The sequence below is a fragment of the Avibacterium volantium genome, from assembly GCF_900635775.1.
Lineage (GTDB): Bacteria > Pseudomonadota > Gammaproteobacteria > Enterobacterales > Pasteurellaceae > Avibacterium > Avibacterium volantium.
Map to the genome: position 1 here is coordinate 1,204,946 of NZ_LR134167.1, position 25,127 is coordinate 1,230,072.

Sequence of the window (25,127 nt, forward strand, 5' to 3'; positions counted from 1 at the left end):
ATTTTCCACCGCTCTTTTATTTTAGCATTGACGCAGCTTTACAACGTTGCGCCTTTCATTGCTTTCACGAACTGAGCCAGTTCGCTTAAGCATTTTGCGTGGTTGCCTAAATTGCGTTCGATGATTTTAACCGTGGCAGAGCCAGAAATCGCGCCGGCTGCGCCAAGTTGTAAGGCTTCTTTCACCTGTTGGGGTTGGGCGATGCCGAAACCTTGCAGGATTGGTGGCGCTTGGTGGGCTTTAAGTTGCTCTACTAGCGTATCTAAATTCGCTGCCTGGCTTTGGTTTTCGGCACTGGTTACCCCTGCGCGGGAAACTAAATAGGTGTAGCCTTCGCTGTGTTGTGCCACGCCTTTGATTGTGGCTTCGTCTGCATTGGGTGGGCAGATAAACACAGGTTGCACGCCGTGTTTTTTCGCCGCTTGAATATAAGGTTCAGCCGCAAGCAAAGGAATATCTGCCACAAGCACAGCATCTACGCCCACTTCGGCACAGCGTTGATAGAAATGATCTAGCCCCTGCGCATAAATTAAATTGGCGCATAATAATAAACTGATTGGAATTTCAGGATATTTCGACCGCACTTTTGCCAGCAATTCAAAACTTTCCGCCGTGCTGCAACCTGCTTGCAAAGCGCGGTTGTTGGCTGCTTGGATCACAGGCCCGTCTAATAAGGGATCAGAAAAAGGAAAGCCGAGTTCTAACGCATCTGCACCGTTATCCACAAGGGTACAAATAATCTCGAAAGAACGGTTTAAATCAGGATCGCATAGGGTAACGAACGGCACAAATGCACCTTCGTTTTTGGCATTCAGTTGGGTGAATAAGGTTTCAAAACGGCTCATTAGATTTTCCCCTTTTCAGTCAAGATTTTGTCCACGGTGAAAATATCTTTATCGCCACGGCCGGATAAATTCACGACGATTAATTGCTCTTTGTCTGGATTTTGTTGGATTAATTTTAACGCATAAGCCAAGGCGTGTGAGCTTTCTAGCGCAGGGATAATGCCCTCGTGTTTGGCCAGTGCTTGGAAAGCGTCAAGGACTTCATCGTCTGTAATGCTTTCGTATTCAGCACGTCCAATGGCGTGTAAATGGGCGTGTTGTGGCCCAACAGAAGGGAAGTCTAATCCCGCAGAAATGCTGTAAGATTCTTCGATTTGCCCATCTTCTGTCTGCATAATTGGCGATTTCATTCCGAAATAAATCCCTACTTTGCCGTGGCGCAGTGGCGCGCCGTGTTGCCCCGTGGCAATGCCTTTGCCCGCAGGCTCAATGCCGATTAAGCGTACTTGGGGTTCGTCAATAAAATCGGCAAACATTCCAATGGCGTTAGAGCCACCGCCCACGGCCGCGATAATCACATCAGGCAAACGTCCTTCTTTTTCTAAAATTTGGCGTTTGGTTTCTTCCCCGATCATTTTTTGGAATTCTCGCACAATGGTAGGGAAAGGGTGAGGGCCTGCCGCTGTGCCGAGTAAATAATGCGTGGTGTCGTAATTGGCTGACCAATCCCGCATTGCTTCGCAACAAGCATCTTTGAGCGAGCAAGAGCCTTTTTCCACTGGGATAACTTCTGCCCCCATTAAACGCATACGGAAGACATTCGGCGATTGGCGTTCCACATCTTTCGCCCCCATATAAATCCGACAAGGCATATCCAACATTGCACAGGCAAGGGCTGTGGCAACACCGTGCTGACCAGCCCCTGTTTCAGCAATAATGCGTGTTTTACCCATTCGTTTAGCGAGTAAAATTTGCCCTAATACTTGATTTGTTTTGTGTGCACCACCGTGTAATAAATCTTCCCGTTTTAGGTAAAGTTTGGTTTTTGTGCCTTTGGTAAGATTACGGCACAGCGTCAATGCCGTAGGGCGACCTGCGTAGTTTTTCAGTAAATCTTGAAATTCTGCTTGAAATTCGGGATCGGCTTGTGATTCCACAAAGGCTTGTTCCAGATGTTTTAGCACTGGGACTAAAATTTCTGGCACATACATTCCGCCAAATTCGCCGAAATAAGGATTAAGTTGCGTTTCTGACATAATCGTTATCGTTCCTTTTACTTAATAATCTAAAATTTGTTTAAATAATTGCGCTAATTTAGTGGCATCTTTCACGCCTGCGCTGCTTTCTGCCCCTGAATTAATATCCAACCCTAAGCAATGTTGCGATAGGGCAAGGGCTAAATTTTGCTGATTAATGCCGCCAGCGAGCATTGCGTTATCTTTGATTTCAGCAGGAATGAGCGACCAATCAAAGGCTTGCCCCGTGCCGCCTTGCTGGTGAGCGAGCTGGCTGTCTAACACATAGCGATCAACCTGAGAAATTGGCTCAATTTGCACCGCACTTTGTTTTTCTAATGGCACAGAAACAGCTTGCCAAATTTGGCATTGGGCAGGTAGCTGTGAGCGAAGTTGCGCGATAAATTCCGCATTTTCACTACCGTGTAACTGCACCGCAAAGAGATTTAACTGCGAGGCAATTTTTACAATAAAATCAATCTCTTGATTTTGAAATACGCCGACAAAACGCAACGGTGCTTGCATCACAAGTTCTTGCGCTTGGCGTAGCGAAAGTTTACGTTTTGAGCTTTCCGCAAAAATCAACCCACCATATAACGCGCCTTGGTTGTACACCGCCTGCACATCTTGCGGACGAGTTAAACCGCACACTTTATTTTCACCAAGAATCACCGCTCTTACCGCGTTATTCAAATCATCGCTGCCCATCAGGCTGCTGCCGATTAAAAAGCCGTTTACATAAGGTTTTAATTGCTGAACTTGTTGATGAGAATAAATGCCCGATTCACTAATCACAATGCGATCGGCAGGAATTTGACTCGCAAGCGGTGGCGTGCGGCCGAGATCCACAGAAAGATCGTGTAAATCACGGTTATTGATGCCAATCACTTTCGCCCCCAAAGCAATGGCACGTTCTAATTCTTGCTGATTGGAGGTTTCTGTGAGCACGCCCATTCCTAATTCGTGGGCTAAATCTGCCAGTTGCATATAGGTGTCATCGTCCAACACGGAAAGCATTAGCAAAATGGCGTCCGCTTGGTGATAACGCGCCAGATACACCTGATAAGGGCTTATCATAAAGTCCTTGCACAGCACAGGCTGGCTGACTTGATTACGCACTTGCGCAATGTAGGCAAAATCCCCTTGGAAATATTTTTCGTCCGTCAGCACGGAAATGGCTGCTGCATAATGTTTATACACTTGGGCGATTTCATCAAGGTTAAAATCCGCACGAATCAAACCTTTAGAGGGCGAGGCTTTTTTACATTCCAAAATATAAGCGGGGCGTTGGTGTGTGCCTTGTGCCAATGCCTGATAAAAAGAGCGGTCGGATTTTTCAAGGTTTTTTTCAAAATCCTGCAACGGAAAGGCTTGGGATTTCTCTGCCACCCATTGCATTTTATCTTGCACGATTTTCTGTAAAATCGTTGGAGTTTGGTTGTTGATATTCATTGTTTTTTCTCTTTTTTATTCTACCGCACGCAATGCGGCTAAGGTTTTAAAGGCTTTACCCGTGGCAAGCACATCAAGCACTTTTTCGGCGTTGTGTTTGAGATCTTCATAGCCGAATAATTTCATTAATAGTGCGGTGTTCATTGCTACGGCTTGGGCGTGTTCTGCCTTGCCTTTACCTTGTAAAAGTGCGGTCAAAATTTTTGCATTTTCTTCAGGTTCACCGCCACGCAGACTTTCTAAGGGTTGTGGCTCAAAGCCGAAATCATAAGGGCTTAGGCTGTAACGTTCAATTTTACCATCACGAATTTCCGCCACCTCTGTTTTACCGTGAATGGCCACTTCATCTAAGCCAGCACCGTGTACCACAATGCTGTGTTTATGCCCTAAACGCAGGGCGGTTTCTGCATAAGGAGCAATGAGATCGGGGGAATACACGCCTAATAATTGATGTTTCGGGCGAGCTGGGTTACACAATGGCCCTAAAATATTGAAAATAGTTCGAGTTTTCAAGGCTTGACGCACTGGCACGGCGTGCTTAAAGCCAGGGTGATATTGCTGCGCGAATAAAAAGCAAATGCCAATTTCATCAAGGGCTTGGCGTGCTTGTTCGGCACTAATATTGATATTTACCCCTAAGGCACTTAACACATCGCTTGCGCCTGTTTTGCTCGATACGCTACGGTTGCCGTGTTTCGCTACTTTTAAGCCACAAGCAGCGCCAACAATGGCGGAAGCGGTGGAAATATTAATGGTGTTTGCGCCATCGCCGCCCGTGCCAACAATATCCGCAAAGACATAATCAGGCGTTGGGAAGCTATTGGCATTGGCGAGTACCGCATTAACCGCACCGCTAATTTCTTCCGCTGTTTCACCACGCAATTTTAATGCGATTAAGGCAGCGGCAAGTTGTTCATTGCTCAATTCCCCTTGCAACACCGCATTGAACAGGGTTTCCGCTTGGGCTTGAGTTAAAGGTTGTTTCTCAAAAAGTTGGTTAAGAAGTTGTTCTGTTTGCATAGGGTATTCCTTTTCTTTTTATTAAAGCATAAGTGCGGTGCTTTTTTCTTAAATTTAACGATAAATACTGTAGCTGAGATCTTTGGCTTCATCGCCTGTCATTCCGCGAAATCCCCAGCAGTGGGCAGGTTGCTCTTTGAGGGTGATTTCCACGTCAATCGGGGCGAGATTGAGTTTATTTTCAAGTTCGCAAAATAGCATTTTTATTAAACGTTTTTTGGTAAATTCTGTGCGCCCTTGCATTAAATTAATTTCAATGGCGGTGAAATCTTGGCTGCGGCCACTTGGGAGATACAAATCGTCCGCATCTGCGCCTTGGAAATAAATAAAATGTTTGCCTGCAGGAATGTCCATTTCTAAGTTCAAGCAATGATAAATAATTTCCGCAAGCTGGGCTTTGCGTGAATTAAGACGTTCTTTTAATCCATAAACAATAATCATCGGTTTATCCTTAATCGCGATTGAGCAACCAGTTTACTGAATTTTCTAACAATTTTCCCCCTTGCACAGTGAGAATGCTTTCTGGGTGGAATTGAAAACCGCAAATCGGCAGCGTTTTGTGGCGAATTGCCATAATAATGCCGTTATATTCCGCGTTTACGATAAATTCATCGGGCAAATTTTCGCCCATTAAGGAATGATAACGAGCCACAGGCATTGGGTTGTTTAAGCCTGCGAACATTGCTTGTTCATCGTGTTGAATATTAGATACCTTGCCGTGCAGCACTTCGCCAGAATGCACCACATCACCGCCAAAGGCTTCGATCAGGGCTTGATGCCCTAAACAGATGCCGATCATCGGCACTTTTCCTTTTAGGCGTTGAATAAGGGGGAGCAAAATGCCCGCTTCTTGCGGATTGCCCGGCCCCGGTGAAAGCGCCAGAATGCTGTTCGGCTGCAATGCCATTTTTTCCACGTGTGCAATATCGCAATCGTTACGGTAAATCTGTACTTGATGTCCCAGTGTGCGGAATTGATCCACCAAGTTATAGGTGAAAGAGTCAAAATTATCTAAAAAAACAATGTTAGCCATAATCTGTCCTTATTGAGCAAGCTGGTTGGTTTGCATAATCGCATTAATCACAGCACGGGCTTTGTGACGCGTTTCATCTGCTTCCATTTGCGGATCGGAATCCAGCACTTCACCGCAGCCAGCTTGGATATAAGCAATGTCGTTTTGCACAAAGGCAGAGCGGATCACAATACAGGTATCAAAATTGCCGTCAGATGAAAGGTAGCCCACGGCACCGCCGTAGCTATGGCGTTTTTGTTGCTCCACTTGGTAGATTAATTGCATCGCTTTGATTTTTGGCGCACCCGTGAGTGTGCCCATATTCATACAGGCTTGATAGGCGTGTAGCGCATCAAGTTCAGGGCGAAGTTTGCCCACCACGCGCGATACCAAGTGCATAATGTGGGAATAGCGATCCACTTGCATTAGATCTTTCACTTGACGCGTGCCACTTTGGCAAACGCGAGCCACATCATTACGGGCTAAATCCACCAGCATTAAATGTTCCGCCAACTCTTTTTTATCTAAGCGTAATTCCAGTTCTAGGCGCGCATCTAATTCAGGATCGATATTGCCTTCGGCATCAAAACCGCGTGGACGTGATCCTGCAATCGGATAGATTTCTAATTGACGTGAATCTTGGCTATATTTCAACGCACTTTCAGGGGAAGCGCCAAATAAGGTGAAATCTTCGTCCTGCATATAAAACATATAAGGGCTTGGGTTGTTCACTTTTAATTGGCGATAAGTGGCAAGGCTGTTCGGACAAGCCAAAGAAAAACGGCGCGATGGCACGATTTGGAACACATCGCCAATATTGATATGATGTTTTAAGCGGCGAATAATGTCTTTAAATGGTTCATCTTCAATGTTTACGCTCACTTCCGTGGAAGCCGATTGAATCGTTAAGTGCGGTTCAATTTTTTGTAATTTTTGCGTAATTTGCACCGCACTTTGTTCCGTGGCGGAAAGCGTATTTTGATTAAAACAGAAAGTTTGTAGCTGAGCCTGCTGGCGCTGGTGATCAAGAATCAATAAATTTTCTGCTAAATAGAAAACGTAATCAGGACAGCTTAAGCCATCATTGTGCAGCACAATATTTTCCATTGGGATAAAATTCGCCACTAAATCATAGGCAAATAATCCACCAAGAAAAATTGGCGTTTCACTTGTTTTGTAAAGATCCGCTAAACAACGCAAACCGTCAAAAATTGTCGGCGCTTGTAATTTGCTGTCTTCATCTAAATTCGGGTTAAGCGGCGCAAATTCTGCGATCATTTGCTTATCTTGGCGGGAAAGGCGCAGAGCAATCGGCTGCAATTTTTCTTGCACCAAAGGCAACAATGCCGCACCGTTTTCATTTAATGCAGTAAAGGTAACGCATTGCCCTAAGCAGCTGATTTTTAATGCGGCGTTAATTAATAGCAGGCTTTTTAAGCTATTTTTACTGCTGATTTCTGCTGATTCAAGTAATAGCGTATTTTTTTGATCTTGGCACAGGGTAGCAAATACCGCAGTGGGATCGCTGTGATAAGCCACTTCTTGTGAAAAAACGTGGAGAAAAGGCGTTGTCATTGGAATTCCTTTTTTGCATAAAATAATTATGCACTATTAAACTAGTACAAAAGGGGTTTGTCAAGGATTGTTTTTTCTCAAAAAGGAAATTTTAGCCAGAATGGCTTGTTTCATTGATTTTGCCAATAAAAATAAAAAAATGTTGGTAAAGAATATTCCCCACCAACATTTTACATTTAGATGAATGCTAAAATTAGCTTTATTTCAAACTGCCCACCATATCTTCAGGACGAACCCATTCGTCAAATTGCTCTGGGGTAACCAAACCAAGATTAATGGCTTCTTCTCTTAATGTTGTACCATTTTTATGCGCAGTTTTTGCGATTTTCGCTGCATTTTCATAACCGATATGGGTATTTAACGCCGTTACCAGCATTAAGGAATTTTCAAGTTGTTGCTTAATGCGTGGGTGATTTGGTTCAATACCACTTGCGCAATGCTCATCGAACGATACACAAGCATCTGCCAATAATTGGGCAGATTGTAAGAAGTTGTACGCCATTACAGGTTTGAATACATTAAGTTGGAAATGCCCTTGCGAGCCAGCAAAGGAAATGGTTGTGTCGTTACCTAACACTTGTGCGCAAACCATTGTGAGCGCTTCGCACTGCGTTGGGTTCACTTTGCCCGGCATAATGGAAGATCCTGGTTCATTTTCAGGAATTAAGATTTCACCAATGCCTGAGCGCGGGCCAGATGCCAATAAGCGAATATCGTTGGCAATTTTAAATAAGGATACCGCAAGCTGTTTTAATGCACCGTGGGTTTCCACAATGGCATCGTGGGTGGCGAGCGCTTCAAATTTGTTTTCTGCAGTGATAAATGGCAAGCCAGTGAATTTTGCAATGTATTCAGCCACTTTCACATCATAGCCTTTTGGCGTATTTAACCCAGTTCCTACTGCAGTTCCACCTAAAGCCAGTTGCGCAAGGTGTGGCAGGGTGTTTTTCAATGCACGCAAGCCGAAATCTAACTGTGCGGCATAAGCAGAAAATTCTTGCCCAAGAGTGAGTGGCGTGGCGTCCATTAAGTGAGTACGCCCGATTTTCACCACATCTTTAAAGGCTTCTGCTTTTGCTGCGAAGGTTTTTTGTAAGCGTTCAATGCAAGGAATGGTTACTTCCACCACTTTTTTATAGGCGGCAATGTGCATTGCAGTTGGATAAGTATCATTAGAAGATTGTGATTTATTCACATCATCATTTGGGTGAATAATGGATTTTTCCCCTAATTTTCCACCATTGATAACGTGCGCACGGTTAGCAATCACTTCATTTAGGTTCATATTGGATTGCGTGCCTGAACCCGTTTGCCAAATCACCAAAGGGAATTGATCGTCAAGTTTATGGGCTAAAATTTCATCGCAGGCTTGCGCGATTAAATCGCGTTTTTCCACTGGCAACACGCCTAGCTCATTGTTTGCGTACGCAGCGGCTTTTTTCAAATAACCAAACGCCTCGATAATTTCGTGGGGCATTGAAGCCGCAGGGCCAATTTTGAAATTATTGCGCGAACGTTCTGTTTGTGCTGCCCAGTATTTATCGGCTGGTACTTTCACTTCGCCCATAGTGTCTTTTTCAATACGAAATTCCATTCTAGTTACCTCAAATGATTGAATTAATAATAAGAAAACGCCTTGAGTTTAACACTTTGGGAGTAGGAATGGAACGTAAAGGGCAGGGCGAATTTTTTGTTTTGTGATATAGATCATAAAGAGCGGTAAGATTTTTTTGAATTTTTTGATAGCGCAAAAATTAATGTTTTCTATTTCGCGGATTTTTCGTTAAAATTATACGTTTAAAAATTTGATTTCATACAGGCAAAAGACGCAGTTTTATGGCAAAGCAAGCACAGTTTTACATTTTACAAAAAACACAACCCAAAGTGCCATTGTCCGCAATGGAAACCTTGGCTTGTGATTTGGCTGCGCAAGCTTGGCGATTAGGCAAAAAAGTGCTAATTAGCTGCGAAAGTGAAGAACAAGCTTTTCGCCTTGACGAAGCCCTATGGGCAAGAGAGCCAGAAGAATTTGTGCCGCATAATTTATCGGGCGAAATCACCCAATATGCCACGCCCATTGAAATTAGCTGGGCGGGAAAGCGTAACGCACAACGCCGTGATTTGTTAATTAATTTACAAGCTCAAGTGCCTGATTTCGTGGCAAGTTTTACCCAAGTGATCGATTTTGTTCCGAGCGATGAAGCACAAAAAGCCATTGCCCGTGAACGCTATAAACAATACCGCCAATTAGGCTGGCAACTTAGCACGGAACAAGCCTGATGACGTGGAATGTGAAAACCTTTGCTGAACTCAGCACGGCAGAATTATTCGCCATTTACCAAGTTCGTACCGCTGTGTTTGTGGTGGAGCAACAATGTGCTTATCAAGAAGTGGATCATTGGGATCAAAGTGCGGTGCATTTTTGGCAAGAATTTGACGGTAAAATCAGTGCTTATTGTCGAATAATTCCACAGGCTGACGGCATTCACATTGGCAGAGTGCTAATAGCAGAACAGGCCCGAGGCAAAGGCTTAGCCAAAGAATTAGTGCAACAAGCGTTGGCTTATTGCCAACAACATTGGGCGGCTGAACCTGTGCTAATCCAAGCACAAACTTATTTGCAAAATTTCTACCGTACTTTTGGTTTCCAGCCCACTTCGGCAGAATATTTAGAAGACGGCATACCGCATTTGGATATGGAATTGGTGCGTTGAGTTGGGGAGATAAGATGAAACCGATGACCAAAGAAGAAATTATCGAACAACAACGGCAATTAGCCATTCGCTTTAAGCCCTGGATGGAAGATAAGAAAAAACGTGAAATTCTCACTTTCCAGCGTCCTAATGGAAATATTGTTCAACATTATCCAGATGGACATGAAGAAGTGATTAAGTATGCAAAATAGTTTAGCCATTTTCTATTGTGGGACAAATGGTGCTGGAAAAAGTACCTTACGTTCTTTTAATCAGGATTCTGTTCAAGTAGTGATTGATTCTGATCATATTGCGATGGAACTTAATCCACAAAATCCTCGACGCGCAGATATAGAGGCGGGGAGAAAAGCGGTTGAATTATTTAAGTATGCACTTAAAAATCAGGTTTCGTTTTCAATGGAATCGACTCTTGCAGGAAAGTCTATTTTGCATCGTATGCAGCAAGCTAAATCAAAAGGGTTTTGCGTAAGATTAAATTATATCGGGGTCAATGATCCTGACATTAATGTGAAAAGGGTGCAGGCGAGAGTGGCTAATGGTGGACATTTTATTGATGAAGCTACCATTCGTAAACGTTATGAAATAAGTCGGCAAAATTTAATTTTAGCATTACCTTTTTGCGATGAAGCATTTATTTATGATAATTCAGCGGAAATGCCGATACTTATTTTTCATCTTTCTAAATCGAAAATGATTACGCAATTTGAACAAGTATTACCTAGTTGGTGTGAAAATTTATTAGCAGAATTATTACAATCAAATTTTAATTTAGTTTAGTTAGAAACAGAGAAAAACCAATGACACAAAAATTTGAAATGGCAGATCGTTTTGATCCTTCTGCCGTAGAACAAGCACTTTATAAACACTGGGAAGAAGCGGGCTATTTTAAGCCGAATGAAAACCCAAATGCCCCAAGCTATTCTATTGCGATTCCACCGCCGAATGTAACGGGATCTTTGCATATGGGACACGCTTTCCAGCAAACCTTAATGGATACCCTGATCCGTTTCCACCGTATGGAGGGGGATAACACCCTCTGGCAGGCGGGGACTGACCACGCTGGGATCGCCACGCAAATGGTGGTGGAGCGTAAAATCGCAGCGGAAGAGGGCAAAACTCGCCACGATTACGGACGCGAAGCTTTTATCGAAAAAATTTGGGATTGGAAAGCCTATTCAGGTGGCACAATCAGCCAGCAAATGCGCCGTTTGGGTAACTCGATTGACTGGGATCGTGAGCGTTTCACTATGGACGATGGGCTTTCTGATGCGGTGAAAGAAGTGTTTGTGCGTCTGCACGAACAGGGCTTGATTTATCGTGGTAAGCGTCTGGTAAACTGGGATCCAAAATTGCACACGGCAATTTCCGATCTTGAAGTAGAAAATAAAGAAAGCAAGGGTTCGCTCTGGCATTTCCGCTATCCGTTAGCCAATGGCGAAAAAACGGCAGACGGCAAAGATTATTTAGTGGTTGCCACTACTCGTCCTGAAACAATGTTGGGTGATACCGCGGTGGCAGTTCACCCAGAAGATGAGCGTTACCAATCTCTTATCGGAAAAACCGTGATTTTACCGTTAGCAAACCGTGAAATTCCGATTATCGCTGATGATTATGTGGATCGTGAGTTCGGTACTGGTGTGGTCAAAATCACCCCAGCACACGATTTTAACGACTACGAAGTGGGCAGACGTCATCAATTACCAATGGTAAATGTAATGACGTTAAATGCGGATATTCGTGATGAGCCAGAAATCATCGGTGTGGACAATAAACCGTTAGCGGATTATGTGGCTGAAATTCCAGAAAAATATCGTGGAATGGAGCGTTTTGCAGCGCGTAAGCAAATCGTGGCGGATTTTGATGCCTTAGGCTTATTGGAAGAAATTAAACCGCACGATTTGAAAGTGCCTTATGGCGATCGCGGTGGCGTGCCGATTGAGCCAATGCTTACGGATCAATGGTATGTGAGCGTAAAACCATTGGCAGAAGTGGCGACCAAAGCGGTGGAAGATGGCGAAATCCAATTCGTACCAAAACAATATGAAAACCTCTATTTCTCTTGGATGCGTGATATTCAAGACTGGTGTATTTCTCGCCAACTTTGGTGGGGACATCGCATTCCTGCGTGGTATGACGCAGAGGGCAACATTTATGTGGCACGCAGTGAAGCTGAAGTGCGGTCAAAATATCACTTAAATTCTGACGTGAAACTGAAACAAGATGAAGACGTGCTAGACACTTGGTTCTCATCGGCGTTATGGACATTCTCTACCCTTGGCTGGCCACAGCAAACAAAAGAGTTGAAAATGTTCCACCCAACAGATGTGTTAATCACAGGATTTGACATCATTTTCTTCTGGGTGGCACGAATGATTATGTTCACAATGCACTTCATCAAAGATGAAAATGGCAAACCGCAAGTGCCGTTCAAAACCGTGTATGTAACGGGCTTGATCCGTGATGAAAACGGACAAAAAATGTCGAAATCAAAAGGCAACGTGCTTGATCCGATTGATATGATTGACGGCATCAGCCTTGATGATTTATTGGAAAAACGCACCGGCAATATGATGCAGCCGCAATTAGCGGAAAAGATTGCAAAAGCTACACGCAAAGAGTTTGCTAATGGCATTGCGGCTCACGGTACTGATGCCTTACGTTTCACCCTTGCAGCATTAGCCAGTAATGGGCGTGATATTAACTGGGATATGAAACGCTTAGAAGGCTATCGCAATTTCTGTAATAAGTTATGGAATGCAAGCCGTTTTGTTCTCACCAATGACAAATTGGATCTTTCAGAGGGTGAAGTGGAGTATAGCCTAGCGGATCGTTGGATCAATTCTGAGTTTAATCGTGCTGTGGAAGCGGTGCGTGCTGCATTCGCACAATATCGTTTTGATTTGGCGGCGAATGCTATTTACGAGTTCACTTGGGATCAGTTCTGTGACTGGTATTTGGAGCTCACTAAATCAGTATTTGCGCAAGGCAGTGCCGCACAAAAACGTGGCGCAAGCCGTACCTTAGTGCGTGTATTGGAAAAATTATTGCGTTTAGCACACCCAATTATTCCATTTATTACCGAAGAAATTTGGCAAAAAGTGAAAGGTTTTGCGGGTGTGAGTGGCGATACCATTATGCTACAACCTTATCCGCAGTATGAGCCGAGCCAAATTGATGAGCAAGCTGAACAGCAAATTGATTGGTTGAAAGAAATCATTATCGCCGTGCGTAATATCCGTGCGGAATGTAACATCGCACCGAGCAAAGGCTTAGACGCATTATTACGCCATTTAACGCCAGAACAGCAACAAATTCTTGCCGATAACTGCACATTATTAGCAAGTATGGCGAAATTAGACAGCGTTGAAGTGTTAAATGATGGGGTAGAAGCGCCATTCTCAGTAACCAAATTGGTTGGCAACGCGGAACTTCTTATTCCAATGGCAGGCTTTATTGATAAAGCCACCGAGCTAGCACGCTTAACTAAAGAGCTAGAAAAACTCAACGGTGAAATTGCGCGTATTGAAAACAAATTGAGCAATGAAGCCTTTGTAGCGAAAGCCCCTGAGCAAGTGATTGCGAAAGAACGTCAAAAAATGCAAGGCTATCAAGAAGCGATTGCAAAAGTTCAAGCGCAATATCAGGCGATCGAAGCCCTTTAATTTCGAGCAAAAATATCCCTCTTTTCAGAGGGATATTTTTTTAAATAGTGTTTTCTAATTAGAAAAATATGCTTTAAAATAATCAATGATTATCTATTTTCTGTGATTGTTACGCTCTATGAAATTAAACTTCCCAACAATTCTGACCTTATTCCGTGTGGTGCTTATCCCATTTTTTGTCTTGGCGTTTTATCTCCCTTTTGCTTGGGCGCCATTTTTAACCACCGCGATCTTTTTTGTCGCTGCCGTTACAGACTGGTTTGATGGCTATTTGGCACGAAAATGGAATCAAAGCACGCCCTTTGGTGCATTTCTCGATCCCGTTGCAGACAAAGTGATGGTGGTTGCTGCACTGGTGTTAGTGGTGGAATATCAGCACAGTTTCTGGGTAACCTTGCCTGCGATAGTAATGATCTCAAGGGAAATCATCGTTTCCGCCTTGCGTGAATGGATGGCGGAAATCGGCAGCCGTAGCAAAGTAGCCGTGTCTTGGCTGGGCAAAGTGAAAACTGCTTCACAAATGCTGGCATTAGGCGGATTGCTATGGCGTTATAATGTTTTAATGGAAATTGCAGGCATCGTATTCTTATATATCGCTGCGATTTTAACCGTGTGGTCAATGCTACAATATCTCAAAGCCGCAAAAGATAATTTATTAGAAGAATAAAATTCTCAAAAATTACACCGCACTTGGGTTGAATAGATAACTAAGTGCGGTGTTTTTTTATGAATTTTTTTGTGGAAGAGCCAAGCTAAAAATAATATCGAAGTGGAAATCATCAAGCTCTGCTTTCAAAATAAACGAATTTATAGAAAGTGAATTTTTTTTAGTCAATCAAACACAAAGTAAGAAATTTCTATTTGACTAATCGGCGTAAATCCGTAAAATGCACCTCGTTGTTTAGCAAGACCGAATGGTTAGCTAGGTATGCGGGAATAGCTCAGTTGGTAGAGCACGACCTTGCCAAGGTCGGGGTCGCGAGTTCGAGCCTCGTTTCCCGCTCCAACGCCCGAGTGGTGAAATCGGTAGACACAAGGGATTTAAAATCCCTCGACTTTCGAGTCGTGGCGGTTCAAGTCCGCCCTCGGGCACCATTTTAAAGCATAAGTAAATCAATAAGATAGTCGCCAAGAGCGGCTTTTTTTATATCTGAAAATCAAAGTTGGGACTTTCCCCTATGTTGAAACTCACCCCTTTTCAATGGTCATCATTTAACTTTTTCGGTTTTTACTGTGCTTATGGCGTCATTGTGCCGTTTTTACCGATTTGGTTAGCACAGTATGGCTATGATGTGGAATTAATAGGCACATTGATTTCCCTTGGTTATCTGTGTCGTTTTGCCGGTGCTATTTTTTTTACTAAAAATGTTAGGCATCTTAATCAGTTGATTCCATTAAGTCGCCTTCTAACTTGGTTAAGTGTATTGGTGCTAATAGCGGTGAGTTGGGCGGTGCAATCATTGTGGTGGCTTATTCCTATTTTAGCGCTGTTTCATATGTTGAATGGCGGAATTATGCCTGTTTGCGATACCATTGCCACGAGTTGGCATCAGCAGTTAGGAATGGATTATGGCAAAAGCCGTTTATTTGGTTCGTTAGCTTTTATTGTTGGCTCTATTACAGCGGGCTATTTGCTTGGTTGGCTAGGAAAAAGTGCAATTATCGGCATTATTATTGGTTATTTAGTTTTTTGGGGGCTGGGGATTAGTTTAAATCCTACACAAAGATTTAATCAGCAGGAAAAACAAGAGGCTGCGGTAACAGCGAGTTATCGTGAATTATTGCGGAATCCAACGACAATCAGAATGATTATTGCCACCGCCCTTATTCAGGGTTCACACGCAGCTTGTTATGCGTATGGCACGATTTATTGGTCTGCAAATGGTCTTAGCACTTCACAAATTAGTTGGCTGTGGAGTTTGGGGGTGGTAGCTGAAGTGGTATTTTTCTTCTTTTCTAAACGTTTCTTTAGAACTTGGCAAATACATTATTTGACCTTGTTTTCGGCATTAGCCGCAATCATTCGCTGGACAACCATTGCTTACACAACAGATTTTACGCTGCTGATCTTCGCCCAAATGCTACACGCATTCACTTATGCAATGGGGCATTTTGCGATGATTCGTTATATCACTTCTCAGCCAAGTGAAACGATTCCAAAATTACAAGGGCTATATTTTGCAAGCTCTAGTTGTATTATGATGGCGCTTTTCACCTTTATTTCGGGATTGGTTTACCCAACTTCCGCACAAATGAGTTTTGTGCTGATGGCGATTTTTGTTCTACCTGCAATCTTCCTTGTACCGAAGAAATTTTCAAACCACCTAGAGGTGATTGAATAAAAAATAAGGCGATTTTTCATCGCCTTTAAAAATTCCCAAAGTTTTCACCGCACTTTAGTTTTTATCTCTCACCACATTCAACGCCGAGAAACTTTGTGCTACGGGCATTATTTCAATGCGGTTGATATTAACGTGGGCCGGTTGTTGGTAGATCCATAGCACGGTGTTGGCGATGTCTATTGGCTCAATGGGTTGTACGTTGGCATAGACGCTGGCGGCTTTGCTGTCGTCGCCTTTGAAACGTACATTAGAAAACTCAGTGCCACCGTATAACCCCGGTTCTACATTGGTTACACGCACCTTCGTGCCAGCTAAATCAGCGCGTAAATTCAAGCTAAATTGTTCCACAAACGCCTTGGTTGCGCCGTAAACGTTGCCACCGGGGTAAGGATATGTGCCTGCGATTGAGCCTAAATTGATGATATGCCCTTGTTGGCGTTCCACCATTTGCGGTAGCACTTTGCGGGTGAGATAGGTTAAGCCCACAATATTGGTATTGATCATTGTTAGCCAATCGTCAAAATTGGCTTGATGTGCAGGCTCTAAACCTAGCGCTAAACCTGCGTTATTCACGAGCAAATCAATTTGTTGGAATGCTTCAGGAAGTTTGGAAAGTGCGCGATCAATTTCGCTTAAATTATTCATATCCATTTGTAATGGAAAGAAATTTTCGCCTAACTCTGCTTGCAACTTTTCCAGTTTTTCTAAACGGCGAGCCGCGCCAATCACTTTGTATCCTGCTTTAATAAACACTTCGCACATTGCTTTACCAAAGCCTGCCGATGCGCCTGTAATTAAAATCGCCATAATTCCCCCTATCTAGTTTAGTTGAGTTAAATATCCCTTACCTAAGGCATTCATTTGTCGCATAATCCAACGTTGTTTTTTCTGCACAAACGCGCTGGGTTTATTTGCTTTAAATATGATTGGATTAGGCAGCACCGCAGCTAATAACGCCGCTTCTTGCTGATTCAGTTGTTTCGCCGATTTTTTAAAATAGGCTTGGCTAGCGGCTTCAACGCCAAAAATGCCATTACCAAATTCAGCAATGTTTAAATAGACTTCTAAAATCCGTTTTTTTGACCAAAGCAGTTCTACCATTAAGGTGGTCGGTAATTCAATGCCCTTGCGTAGCCAGCTTTGTCCGTGCCATAGGTATAAATTTTTTATGGTTTGCTGTGAGATAGTCGAGCCGCCCCGCACTTTTGTTGATTTTTTATTGTATTTCAATGCCTTATCGATAGCGTCCCAATCAATCCCGTGATGCTGAGCAAATTTTTGATCTTCGGCGGCGATAACGGCTAATTGCATTTGCCACGAAATTTTATCCAAGCTCACCCATTGATATTTAATGGGGTAACTTTCACCGTTTAAAAGATGACTCACTTTCTGCTGTGCCATATAGGAAGAAAATGGCACAGGCACAACACGAAATAGCAAAGTTATGCCTAAAAAAGCAGCAAACGCATAGAAAGAATAACGCAAGATTCTTTGTTTAATGCGCGGCAACCATTTTGGCTTTTTATTCTTTCTGCCCATCAAGCTGTTCTTTTACCCATTGCATAAACTCAGGTGGCATTGTTTTGATCATATTTGATCCCCTTGTAATGGTTGCCGCGCTGGTGTTCAGATTTTGTTGAATTTCGCGTTGTGAGCAACGCTTATCTAATAACTGCGCTACAATTTGTAAACGCAAGCCCACCGCATCTCGTTCATCTGCGGTGAGTAGCAGCGTGAGTAATTCTTGTTCTTTATTTTGTGCAAACGCAGTGCGTAAAATCTCGATAAATGCCTGCCATTGATCCATATTTTTGCTCACATACATAGCTTTCTCCTAGGATTAAAACGTTTCACTGTGCTATTAAACTACTTCACTAGTATAATCTATTCTGTTCGGCTTGGGTAAATTTTTCTGCCTTTTCTCCTTGCAACAGCTGGTAATAATAATCGTAAGCTAGCACATTTTGCACATATCCACGGGTTTCATAAAACGGAATGGTGGCGATAAATTCTGCCATTGTGAGCTTGCCATTGGATTTTGCCAGCCAGCTATCAACACGCCGTGCGCCTGCATTGTAAGCCGCAGCAATTAAAATGCGATTATTGCCATATTTTTCCGCAAGCTGATTAAGATGAGTTGTACCAAGCATAATATTATCAATAGGATCAAACAGTTGGCTCTCTTTTTTATAAGGGAGTTGATCTTGCTCTGCGGTGAGCTTCGCCGTGCTTGGCAACAGTTGCATCAATCCACGTGCATTAGCAGAAGAAGTTACATTTGCGCGCCACGCACTTTCTTGTCGAGCGATTGCCATAGCAAAAGTGCGGTGAATTTTTGCGTTATTTTTATTATTAATGAACAAATCAAACCACATTTGGTAAGCGTTAGGTAAACGTAAGGCAATATAATCCCACGCTTTCGCTTGAATCGTGGCTTCCACTTGTAAATCAGCCCACTGATTTTGCTCGGCATATTGGGCTAAGGCAAGTTTGCTTGTAAAATCCGAGCTATCTAACAATGCCCGCCATTCACGCTGAATATTGGCACGATCATTGAGTGCCTGTAACTCATTAATGCGCGCAAATTGCTTAGCATAACGCTGTAAAGGTTTTTCATTGGACGAGAAAGTTTTCATCGTAGGTTGATAATCCACGCCCAAACGCTGTGCTGCAAGCATTGGGTAAAATCCCCGTGCGTTTTGCTGCATTTGCTGCCAAATCTGTGTAGCTTGCGCGGTTTTGCCTTGCTGAAATAACACTTCACCTTGCCAATATCGCCATTCATCTTTCTGTTTACCTTGTTCTGAAAGCAAATTTAACCAAGGTTGAATCTCCGCTTTTTCACGCAATGCCACACGAATACGGCGTTCAGTTTGTTTATCTTCTTTTAAGGTTTGCAGGGTTGCATCGCGCCATTGCTGAATGGGCGGATTTTCGCTATCAAAAAGCTGGCTAAGCAAGGCAGATTGCCAGCCTTGAGTTTGCGCGGGCGATAAATTAAAGCGAGCCGCCCATTGTTGTAATTGGGTAAAAGGGGCGCTGACATTGAGCTGATTTTCCGTAATGGTTTTAATAAAACGAGGCATTACGGCAAGCAAAATCTGTTTATTTTCATCATTGGCAGGCAAATTTTCTATATAAAAAGCGTTGCTTGGAGAAAGCAATAAACGCGGTGATTTCAATAAATTAGCCAGATTGGTCAGCCAAGTTTTTAATTCGGCATCTCGCGTAAGCGCTGCCAATTCGCTAATTAAGGCACGATTATTTTTTTCTACGGCAAGCAGGGCGCGCTGTTTGATTAACTCTTCCGTAATCACGCTGTGATCGTAAGCTTGCTGGAAAATAGCTTGGCATTGCGTAGGTGAGCTATTTCCTGTGAGCCATAAGTCTTTGATTTTTATCGCAAGTGCGGTGTTTTTTTCTATAATTTTGTTTGCAGTCGCTTCAGGTTCTGTTTGTGATGAAGGTTGTTTTCCTTGCTGTTGTGCTGTCATCACAATGCAAGAGACGGTGCTATCTTTGGGCAAATCGTTCACATTGGCTAAAATCCCCTGCCAATTTTGGGTATCGTATTGTTGTTGCAGCCAATAATTAGACAAATTCTTGAGCGTAAAATCAGGATATTTCTTCGCAAAATCAATAACTTCATCAAAAGACAAGGCGGCTTTTTTCGCGGTTAGAAATTGATGTTCCGCATAAGGTAAGAGCGGATAATCTTGCAGCTGAGCCAATAATCCTTTGGCTATATCTAGTGTGGTTTCACTTTGGGAAAGGGGTAAATATTGTTGCAGTTTGCGATAAATTTCTCGTTCGCGCGCCAGTTTTTGTTGGCTTACTAACAATGCTTTGGCAGCATCATTATTTTCAGGGCTAACATTGTCTTTATTTCCATTTTGCCCTTCCGCGATATTTTGCTTTTCCGTTACATTTTGCGCTTGCTTTACATTTTCTGCCGCTTTTATTTCTGTATTTTGTGCGGTTGAATTCACTGCACGAGCTGGCTGCGCTGAATTTCCCCACACGAAAAGGGAAAGCGAAGATAAACTTAAGGCAAGCAAGGTTTGGGTAAATTTCATAACATTCCTTTTTATGGCACTTTTTAGATAGGATAAAAATTAGGTAAAAACCACCGCACTTTTGTGCTGTTGTAATGGTTATTTTATAACTACACTTATAAACAAAAGCCCGAATAAATCGGGCTTAAAATCTAACTGATTATTAGACCGCACTTCGCTAAAAAAGTGCGGTGAAATTCTTCAACCTTTTTACGGCAATTCGTCAATATCGTCTTTATTCACTTTTTGAATCACCATATGTTCACGTCTTAAGCCGAGATCATAGGCGATACTAATAGCAATATAAATGGTGGAATAAGTACCAAAGCCGATACCGATTAAAAGCGCCAATGAGAAACTATGGATCGTAGGCCCACCAAACACAAATAGCGCGATCACCACGAAAAGCGTTGTGATCGATGTCATCAAGGTTCTTGATAGGGTTTGGGTGAGTGAAATATCAATAATATCCACGGTGTCAATACGGCGAATTTTACGGAAGTTTTCACGCACACGGTCAAATACCACGATACTATCGTTCAGTGAGTATCCCACCACCGATAAAATGGCTGCCACAAAGGTGAGATCCATTTCGATTTGGAAATAAGAAAAGATCCCAAGAGTTACAATCACATCGTGCGCAAGGGCAATGATCCCCCCTGCTGCTAAACGCCATTCAAAGCGGAATGCAATGTAGGCAAGCAACATTAATAAGGTGATTAATGTCGCATAGATCGCGCCTTGGGTAAGTTCTTCACCCACATTTGGGCCAACAAATTCCACGCTGCGAATTTGGATATCATTATCCAATTTGCTGAGCATTCCTTTGATTTGCGTGCCAATATCCGCGCCGCCAGCCGAAGCTGAAAGACGGATCATTACATCACGCACGCCACCTGTGGTTTGCACTAATGGGCTTTCGATACCATTTTCTTTTAAGGTGGCACGGATTTTTTCTAAATCAGCGGGTTGGGAAAAATGCGTATCCACCACCGTACCGCCAGTGAAATCCAAGCCCCAGTTAAAGCCTTTGGTTACAATGCTTGTAATACAAAGTGCGGTAACAATTAATGAGAAAATATAACCCACAAGGCGGTAGCGCATAAATGGGATAAGCTTGAATGGCAAGATTACCCCTTTATATTCATTCACTTTTTTATCTTTTGTAAATAAGCTCATCGTAACCACCTTAAATAGATAATTTCTCAACGCGTTTGCCGCCGTAAAGTAAATTTACCAGCATTCGAGTTCCTGTAATCGCAGTAAACATTGAGATCGCAACCCCTAATGAAAGGGTGATCGCAAAGCCTTTAATTGGCCCTGTTCCCACCGCATAAAGCACGATAGAAGTTAAAATTGTGGTTAAGTTAGCATCAAAAATACTGCTAAATGCCCCGCTATAGCCTTCATTAATGGCTTGTTGAATGGTGCGTCCGTTACGAATTTCTTCTTTAATCCGCTCAAAAATCAACACGTTCGCGTCCACAGACATTCCCACCGAAAGAATAATCCCCGCAATCCCCGGCATTGTGAGCGTTGCTCCCGGAATTAACGACATCAAACCAACAAGTAAAACCATATTGGCAAGCAGTGCCATACTTGCAAATAAGCCGAATACTTTATAGTAAATCAGCATAAACACCACAGTAATGGCTAAGCCCCAAAGCCCTGCTTGCAAGCCTTGTTCCACATTTTGCGCACCGAGTGATGGCCCAACGGTACGTTCTTCCACAATTTGGATTGGTGCTGTTAATGCGCCAGAACGTAATAACACAGAAAGATTAAGCGCTTCATTTGGGCTATCAATCCCAGTGATTTGGAATTGGCTACCAAAACGGCCTTGAATGGTTGCAATATTGATCACTTCTTCGTGTTTAGCGAGAACGGTTTTGCCATTTTCATCTTTTTTGCCGCTGTCTTTATATTCAACATATAAAGTTGCCATTGGCTTTTTCAGATTCATTTTGGTGGTTTGCGACATCATATCGCCGCCTTCGCTATCCAAGGTTACACTTACTTGTGGCGTACCTGAATTTTGATCAACCCCTGATGACGCATTGACAATATGTTCCCCCCCTAATACCGCACGTTTGTACAGCACCACAGGGCGACCATTACGATCAAATTTCACTTCAGAATCTGAAGGCACCATTCCACGCATTGCCGCATCAACATTGGCGTTTTGATTCACTAAACGAAACTCAAGGGTGGCTGTTGCGCCTAAAATTTCTTTTGCGCGTGAAGTATCTTGAACGCCCGGTAATTCCACCACAATACGCTCTGCGCCTTGGCGTTGAATCACGGGTTCAGAAACGCCTAATTCTTCCACACGGCGGCGTAAAATACTCAAGTTTTGCTCAATGGCGTGATCGCGCGCTTCATTTAACGCTGCATCAGATAAGGTTAAAGAAAGCGTGTTATTAGAAATTTCACGAATATCTAAATTGGGGTGCGCTTGACGCAATAAGCGCTGAACAGCTGAAAGCTGATCTGGATTTTTTAGGGTAACCACAGTGCTATGATTTTCCCCTGCGCGAATATTGGTATATTGATATTTCGCTTTACGCAATTCGCCCAATAAACCGTCTTGCAACTGCTCTTGACGTTTAGCCAGCGCAGTATTCATATCCACTTCCATTAAAAAGCGTACACCACCACGCAAGTCCAAGCCCCATTTCATTGGTGAACCACCAATATCAGAAAGCCATTTTGGCGTAGCAGGCGCAAGGTTAAGCGCCACTGAATAGCCATTGCCTAATTTTTCGCTGATTTTATCTTTGGCAAGCAGCTGATCATCTGTGTTATTAAAACGAGCAAGAATTGAACCGTTTTCTAATTTAATGGATTTTGTAGTGAGATGATTTTCGTTAAGAAGCGTTTGCACATTGCTAAGGGTTGTTGTGTTGGCTTCTTGTCCACGAGTTCCTGAAATTTGAACGGCAGGATCTTCACCGTAAAGATTTGGGAGAGAATATAAAACACCAATGGCGACCACAAGGGTCACCATTATATTCTTCCATAAAGGGTAACGATTTAACATAACTTTCCAGTTCCCTTGCGGAAATAGTTAATAATTAAAGGCTTTTTAATGAACCTTTTGGTAACACAGAAACAATGAAATCACGTTTAATGGTAATTTCTGTGCTGTCATTTAAGGCAAGAACAACGTAATCGCTTTCTGCCCCAATTTTGGTGATTTTACCAATAATACCACCTGAAGTAAGAACTTCCGTGCCTTTCGCTAACTCAGCCATTAATTGCTTATGTGCTTTATTGCGTTTTGCTTGTGGACGATAAATCATAAAATAGAAAATCAATCCGAACAGAACGAAAATAAATAACATTGACATTGGGCTACCTTGTTGAGCTTCCATCTTTAATCCTTTTTGTTAGTTAATGAAAATGTAGGACGTTAAAATAGCACAAAAACCCTTTATTGACAAAGCGCTTTTGTGAAAGTGCGGGGAGTTATGCAGGCGTTTTTGCCAAAAAACGGGCTGAAAAAGCACCGCACTTTCTCTTTCTTAGAAAAGATAAAACCTGCCAAAATGCAGGTTTTACTTTATGCGTTAATTTAGTTTTTTCGGCGCGCTGCCATCACTTTTCCCATCGCACTTAATTCTTCTTGTGGGATATGGGTTTTGCCAAGTTCAAATAAAGGTTCTTCAATGGCAATATGGCTGTCATAACCAGCAATAAATTGTGCAATAAGCGGTGCGGGAATTTGTGTAATTTCGCCTTTTAGCAAGGCTTCCAACTGCACAGACAAAGCTGCCCAATTTTGATGCAAAGTTTCGTGTTGGCTTTCTAAGCGTTCGACATCAGCTTTGGCTTGTGGGCAGTATTTTAGCAATGCAGGGAAAAAATCCTTTTCTTCATCATCGTGGTGCAATGGCGCGGCAATATTAAAATAATTCAAAATTTGCTGCACATCTTTTTGCACCGCTTGAATGTTGCCATTTTTCTCCAAATAACTAGGCAAAATATTCAGCTGACGGCAGAACATTTTCACTTTGCCGTGGCAGGCGTAAAGCATTTCAATCGGCTCATTCCAGCTGGCAAATTGTTGCGGTTGAAGATTAAACATTTTGTTCACCTTGTGGATTAGAGGCTTGTGCGTTTTGTTGCACTTCACTTTGCAATGGCGGAACAGGCTTGCCAATGCGCGCATAGAAATCTTGCACAAATTGTTCAAAGGTATCGTTCTCAATGGCTTCACGAATTTGAGCCATTAAGCGTTGATAATAACGTAAATTGTGAATGGTGTTTAATCTTGCGCCTAAAATTTCACCGCACTTATCTAAATGGTAAAGATAGGCTTTGGTGTAATTTTTACAGGTGTAACAATCACATTCTGGATCAAGCGGGCTGGTGTCATCACGGTATTTCGCATTACGAATTTTCACAATGCCGTCTGTAACGAATAAATGTCCGTTGCGCGCGTTACGCGTTGGCATTACGCAATCGAACATATCAATCCCACGGCGCACACCTTCCACCAAATCTTCTGGCTTGCCTACGCCCATTAAATAACGTGGTTTATCCGCTGGCAGTTGTGGGCAAACATATTCTAAAATGCGGTGCATATCTTCTTTTGGCTCACCCACGGCTAGCCCGCCTACGGCATAACCGTCAAAGCCGATATTCACCAAGCCCTCAAGGGAAACTTTACGCAATTCTTCATAAACGCCCCCTTGCACAATGCCAAACAAGGCATTTTTATTGCCCAGTTCATCAAAGCGATCACGGCTGCGTTTTGCCCAACGGAGCGACATTTCCATTGATTTTTTCGCATAATCAAAGGTGGCGGGATAAGGCGTGCATTCATCAAAAATCATCACAATATCAGAGCCTAAATCATATTGGATTTCCATTGATTTTTCAGGGGAAAGGAAAATACGTTCGCCATTAATTGGATTTTGGAATTTCACCCCTTCTTCGGTAATTTTGCGTAATTTACCTAGGCTGAACACTTGGAAACCGCCACTATCCGTTAAAATTGGACGATGCCAGTTCATAAAGTCGTGCAAATCGCCGTGTTTACGCATAATTTCTTGCCCTGGGCGTAACCAAAGGTGAAAGGTGTTGCCAAGCAAAATTTCTGCCCCAGTGGCACGCACTTCTTCTGGTGTCATTCCTTTTACCGTACCGTAAGTGCCGACAGGCATAAAGGCTGGGGTTTGCACTTCAAATTCCCCTTGTGGGCGTTGGAAAGTCATTGTGCCACGGCGTGCCGTGCCATCGGTTTTATGAAGTTTAAATTTCATTGTCATTA

24 protein-coding genes and 2 tRNA genes are annotated in these 25,127 nt (G+C 42.9%); 9 read left to right on the plus strand and 17 right to left on the minus strand.

Going from position 1 to position 25,127, the window contains the following annotated elements:
• Window positions 1-38: 38 nt before the first annotated feature.
• The 8 genes from trpA to fumC all read right to left on the minus strand — a co-directional run bounded on the left by trpA (window position 39) and on the right by fumC (window position 8,673).
• Window positions 39-845 carry a tryptophan synthase subunit alpha gene (gene trpA, locus ELZ61_RS05870; protein WP_126372149.1) on the minus strand — a complete coding sequence of 269 codons (807 nt, stop codon included), beginning with the start codon at window positions 843-845 and terminating at the stop codon, window positions 39-41.
• Window positions 845-2,041, minus strand: coding sequence for a tryptophan synthase subunit beta (gene trpB, locus ELZ61_RS05875; RefSeq protein ID WP_126372150.1), 1,197 nt, complete (start codon window positions 2,039-2,041; stop codon window positions 845-847). Before trpB ends, trpA begins: the two co-directional genes overlap by 1 nt.
• A gap of 21 nt (window positions 2,042-2,062) precedes the next feature.
• Entirely contained in the window at window positions 2,063-3,472 is a 1,410-nt protein-coding gene (gene trpCF / locus ELZ61_RS05880; protein ID WP_126372151.1) for a bifunctional indole-3-glycerol-phosphate synthase TrpC/phosphoribosylanthranilate isomerase TrpF, read from the minus strand.
• A 15-nt stretch (window positions 3,473-3,487) separates the two neighbouring features.
• Window positions 3,488-4,492 carry an anthranilate phosphoribosyltransferase gene (gene trpD, locus ELZ61_RS05885; protein WP_126372152.1) on the minus strand — a complete coding sequence of 335 codons (1,005 nt, stop codon included), beginning with the start codon at window positions 4,490-4,492 and terminating at the stop codon, window positions 3,488-3,490.
• A 54-nt stretch (window positions 4,493-4,546) separates the two neighbouring features.
• The gene (locus ELZ61_RS05890; protein ID WP_126372153.1) at window positions 4,547-4,933 is read right to left on the minus strand and encodes a tautomerase family protein; all 387 of its coding nucleotides are present in this window, start codon (window positions 4,931-4,933) and stop codon (window positions 4,547-4,549) included.
• A 10-nt stretch (window positions 4,934-4,943) separates the two neighbouring features.
• A complete protein-coding gene (locus ELZ61_RS05895) occupies window positions 4,944-5,525 on the minus strand; it encodes an aminodeoxychorismate/anthranilate synthase component II (RefSeq protein ID WP_126372154.1) in 582 nt (193 codons plus the stop codon).
• A gap of 9 nt (window positions 5,526-5,534) precedes the next feature.
• Window positions 5,535-7,079 carry an anthranilate synthase component I gene (trpE, locus tag ELZ61_RS05900; protein WP_126372155.1) on the minus strand — a complete coding sequence of 515 codons (1,545 nt, stop codon included), beginning with the start codon at window positions 7,077-7,079 and terminating at the stop codon, window positions 5,535-5,537.
• Between the two features lie 199 nt (window positions 7,080-7,278).
• Window positions 7,279-8,673, minus strand: a complete 1,395-nt coding sequence (fumC, locus tag ELZ61_RS05905) for a class II fumarate hydratase (protein ID WP_103853165.1) — start codon at window positions 8,671-8,673, stop codon at window positions 7,279-7,281.
• 242 nt (window positions 8,674-8,915) lie between these two features.
• Between fumC and ELZ61_RS05910 the strand changes: the two genes are divergently transcribed.
• The 9 genes from ELZ61_RS05910 to ELZ61_RS05945 all read left to right on the plus strand — a co-directional run bounded on the left by ELZ61_RS05910 (window position 8,916) and on the right by ELZ61_RS05945 (window position 15,797).
• A complete protein-coding gene (locus tag ELZ61_RS05910; RefSeq protein WP_035685967.1) occupies window positions 8,916-9,359 on the plus strand; it encodes a DNA polymerase III subunit chi in 444 nt (147 codons plus the stop codon).
• Window positions 9,359-9,793: a GNAT family N-acetyltransferase gene (locus tag ELZ61_RS05915; protein ID WP_126372156.1), complete on the plus strand. Its 435-nt coding sequence runs from the start codon at window positions 9,359-9,361 to the stop codon at window positions 9,791-9,793. The genes ELZ61_RS05910 and ELZ61_RS05915 overlap by 1 nt, the downstream gene beginning before the upstream one ends.
• Window positions 9,794-9,807: 14 nt before the next feature.
• A complete protein-coding gene (locus tag ELZ61_RS10690; RefSeq protein WP_164550707.1) occupies window positions 9,808-9,984 on the plus strand; it encodes a hypothetical protein in 177 nt (58 codons plus the stop codon).
• A complete protein-coding gene (locus tag ELZ61_RS05920) occupies window positions 9,974-10,570 on the plus strand; it encodes an ATPase (protein ID WP_126372157.1) in 597 nt (198 codons plus the stop codon). Before ELZ61_RS10690 ends, ELZ61_RS05920 begins: the two co-directional genes overlap by 11 nt.
• A gap of 20 nt (window positions 10,571-10,590) precedes the next feature.
• Window positions 10,591-13,455: a valine--tRNA ligase gene (locus tag ELZ61_RS05925; protein ID WP_126372158.1), complete on the plus strand. Its 2,865-nt coding sequence runs from the start codon at window positions 10,591-10,593 to the stop codon at window positions 13,453-13,455.
• 118 nt (window positions 13,456-13,573) lie between these two features.
• Window positions 13,574-14,122, plus strand: a complete 549-nt coding sequence (pgsA, locus tag ELZ61_RS05930) for a CDP-diacylglycerol--glycerol-3-phosphate 3-phosphatidyltransferase (protein ID WP_103853160.1) — start codon at window positions 13,574-13,576, stop codon at window positions 14,120-14,122.
• A 263-nt stretch (window positions 14,123-14,385) separates the two neighbouring features.
• Window positions 14,386-14,461 (plus strand) — tRNA-Gly (locus tag ELZ61_RS05935).
• 2 nt (window positions 14,462-14,463) lie between these two features.
• Window positions 14,464-14,550: transfer RNA gene (locus ELZ61_RS05940), tRNA-Leu, on the plus strand.
• Window positions 14,551-14,633: 83 nt separating this feature from the next.
• On the plus strand, window positions 14,634-15,797 hold the full coding sequence (locus ELZ61_RS05945) for a 3-phenylpropionate MFS transporter (protein WP_126372159.1): 1,164 nt from the start codon (window positions 14,634-14,636) through the stop codon (window positions 15,795-15,797).
• 54 nt (window positions 15,798-15,851) lie between these two features.
• Here ELZ61_RS05945 and ELZ61_RS05950 read toward each other — a convergent pair whose 3' ends face one another.
• The 9 genes from ELZ61_RS05950 to tgt all read right to left on the minus strand — a co-directional run bounded on the left by ELZ61_RS05950 (window position 15,852) and on the right by tgt (window position 25,119).
• The gene (locus tag ELZ61_RS05950; protein ID WP_126372160.1) at window positions 15,852-16,604 is read right to left on the minus strand and encodes an SDR family oxidoreductase; all 753 of its coding nucleotides are present in this window, start codon (window positions 16,602-16,604) and stop codon (window positions 15,852-15,854) included.
• 12 nt (window positions 16,605-16,616) lie between these two features.
• Window positions 16,617-17,336, minus strand: coding sequence for a monofunctional biosynthetic peptidoglycan transglycosylase (gene mtgA / locus ELZ61_RS05955; protein WP_126372161.1), 720 nt, complete (start codon window positions 17,334-17,336; stop codon window positions 16,617-16,619).
• Window positions 17,320-17,622, minus strand: coding sequence for a trp operon repressor (trpR, locus tag ELZ61_RS05960; RefSeq protein ID WP_103852641.1), 303 nt, complete (start codon window positions 17,620-17,622; stop codon window positions 17,320-17,322). The genes mtgA and trpR overlap by 17 nt, the downstream gene beginning before the upstream one ends.
• A 49-nt stretch (window positions 17,623-17,671) precedes the next feature.
• Window positions 17,672-19,873, minus strand: a complete 2,202-nt coding sequence (locus ELZ61_RS05965) for a transglycosylase SLT domain-containing protein (RefSeq protein WP_126372162.1) — start codon at window positions 19,871-19,873, stop codon at window positions 17,672-17,674.
• A gap of 189 nt (window positions 19,874-20,062) precedes the next feature.
• Complete coding sequence (gene secF, locus ELZ61_RS05970) at window positions 20,063-21,031, minus strand: protein translocase subunit SecF (RefSeq protein WP_126372163.1); 969 nt, start codon at window positions 21,029-21,031, stop codon at window positions 20,063-20,065.
• 10 nt (window positions 21,032-21,041) lie between these two features.
• Window positions 21,042-22,892 carry a protein translocase subunit SecD gene (gene secD / locus ELZ61_RS05975; protein ID WP_126372164.1) on the minus strand — a complete coding sequence of 617 codons (1,851 nt, stop codon included), beginning with the start codon at window positions 22,890-22,892 and terminating at the stop codon, window positions 21,042-21,044.
• Between the two features lie 34 nt (window positions 22,893-22,926).
• Window positions 22,927-23,226: a preprotein translocase subunit YajC gene (gene yajC, locus ELZ61_RS05980; protein WP_103852637.1), complete on the minus strand. Its 300-nt coding sequence runs from the start codon at window positions 23,224-23,226 to the stop codon at window positions 22,927-22,929.
• A gap of 200 nt (window positions 23,227-23,426) precedes the next feature.
• Window positions 23,427-23,939 (minus strand): hemerythrin domain-containing protein, encoded by a 513-nt coding sequence (locus ELZ61_RS05985; protein WP_126372165.1) that lies wholly within the window; start codon window positions 23,937-23,939, stop codon window positions 23,427-23,429.
• Window positions 23,932-25,119 (minus strand): tRNA guanosine(34) transglycosylase Tgt, encoded by a 1,188-nt coding sequence (gene tgt / locus ELZ61_RS05990; RefSeq protein ID WP_126373609.1) that lies wholly within the window; start codon window positions 25,117-25,119, stop codon window positions 23,932-23,934. Before tgt ends, ELZ61_RS05985 begins: the two co-directional genes overlap by 8 nt.
• Between the last annotated feature and the right edge of the window lie 8 nt (window positions 25,120-25,127).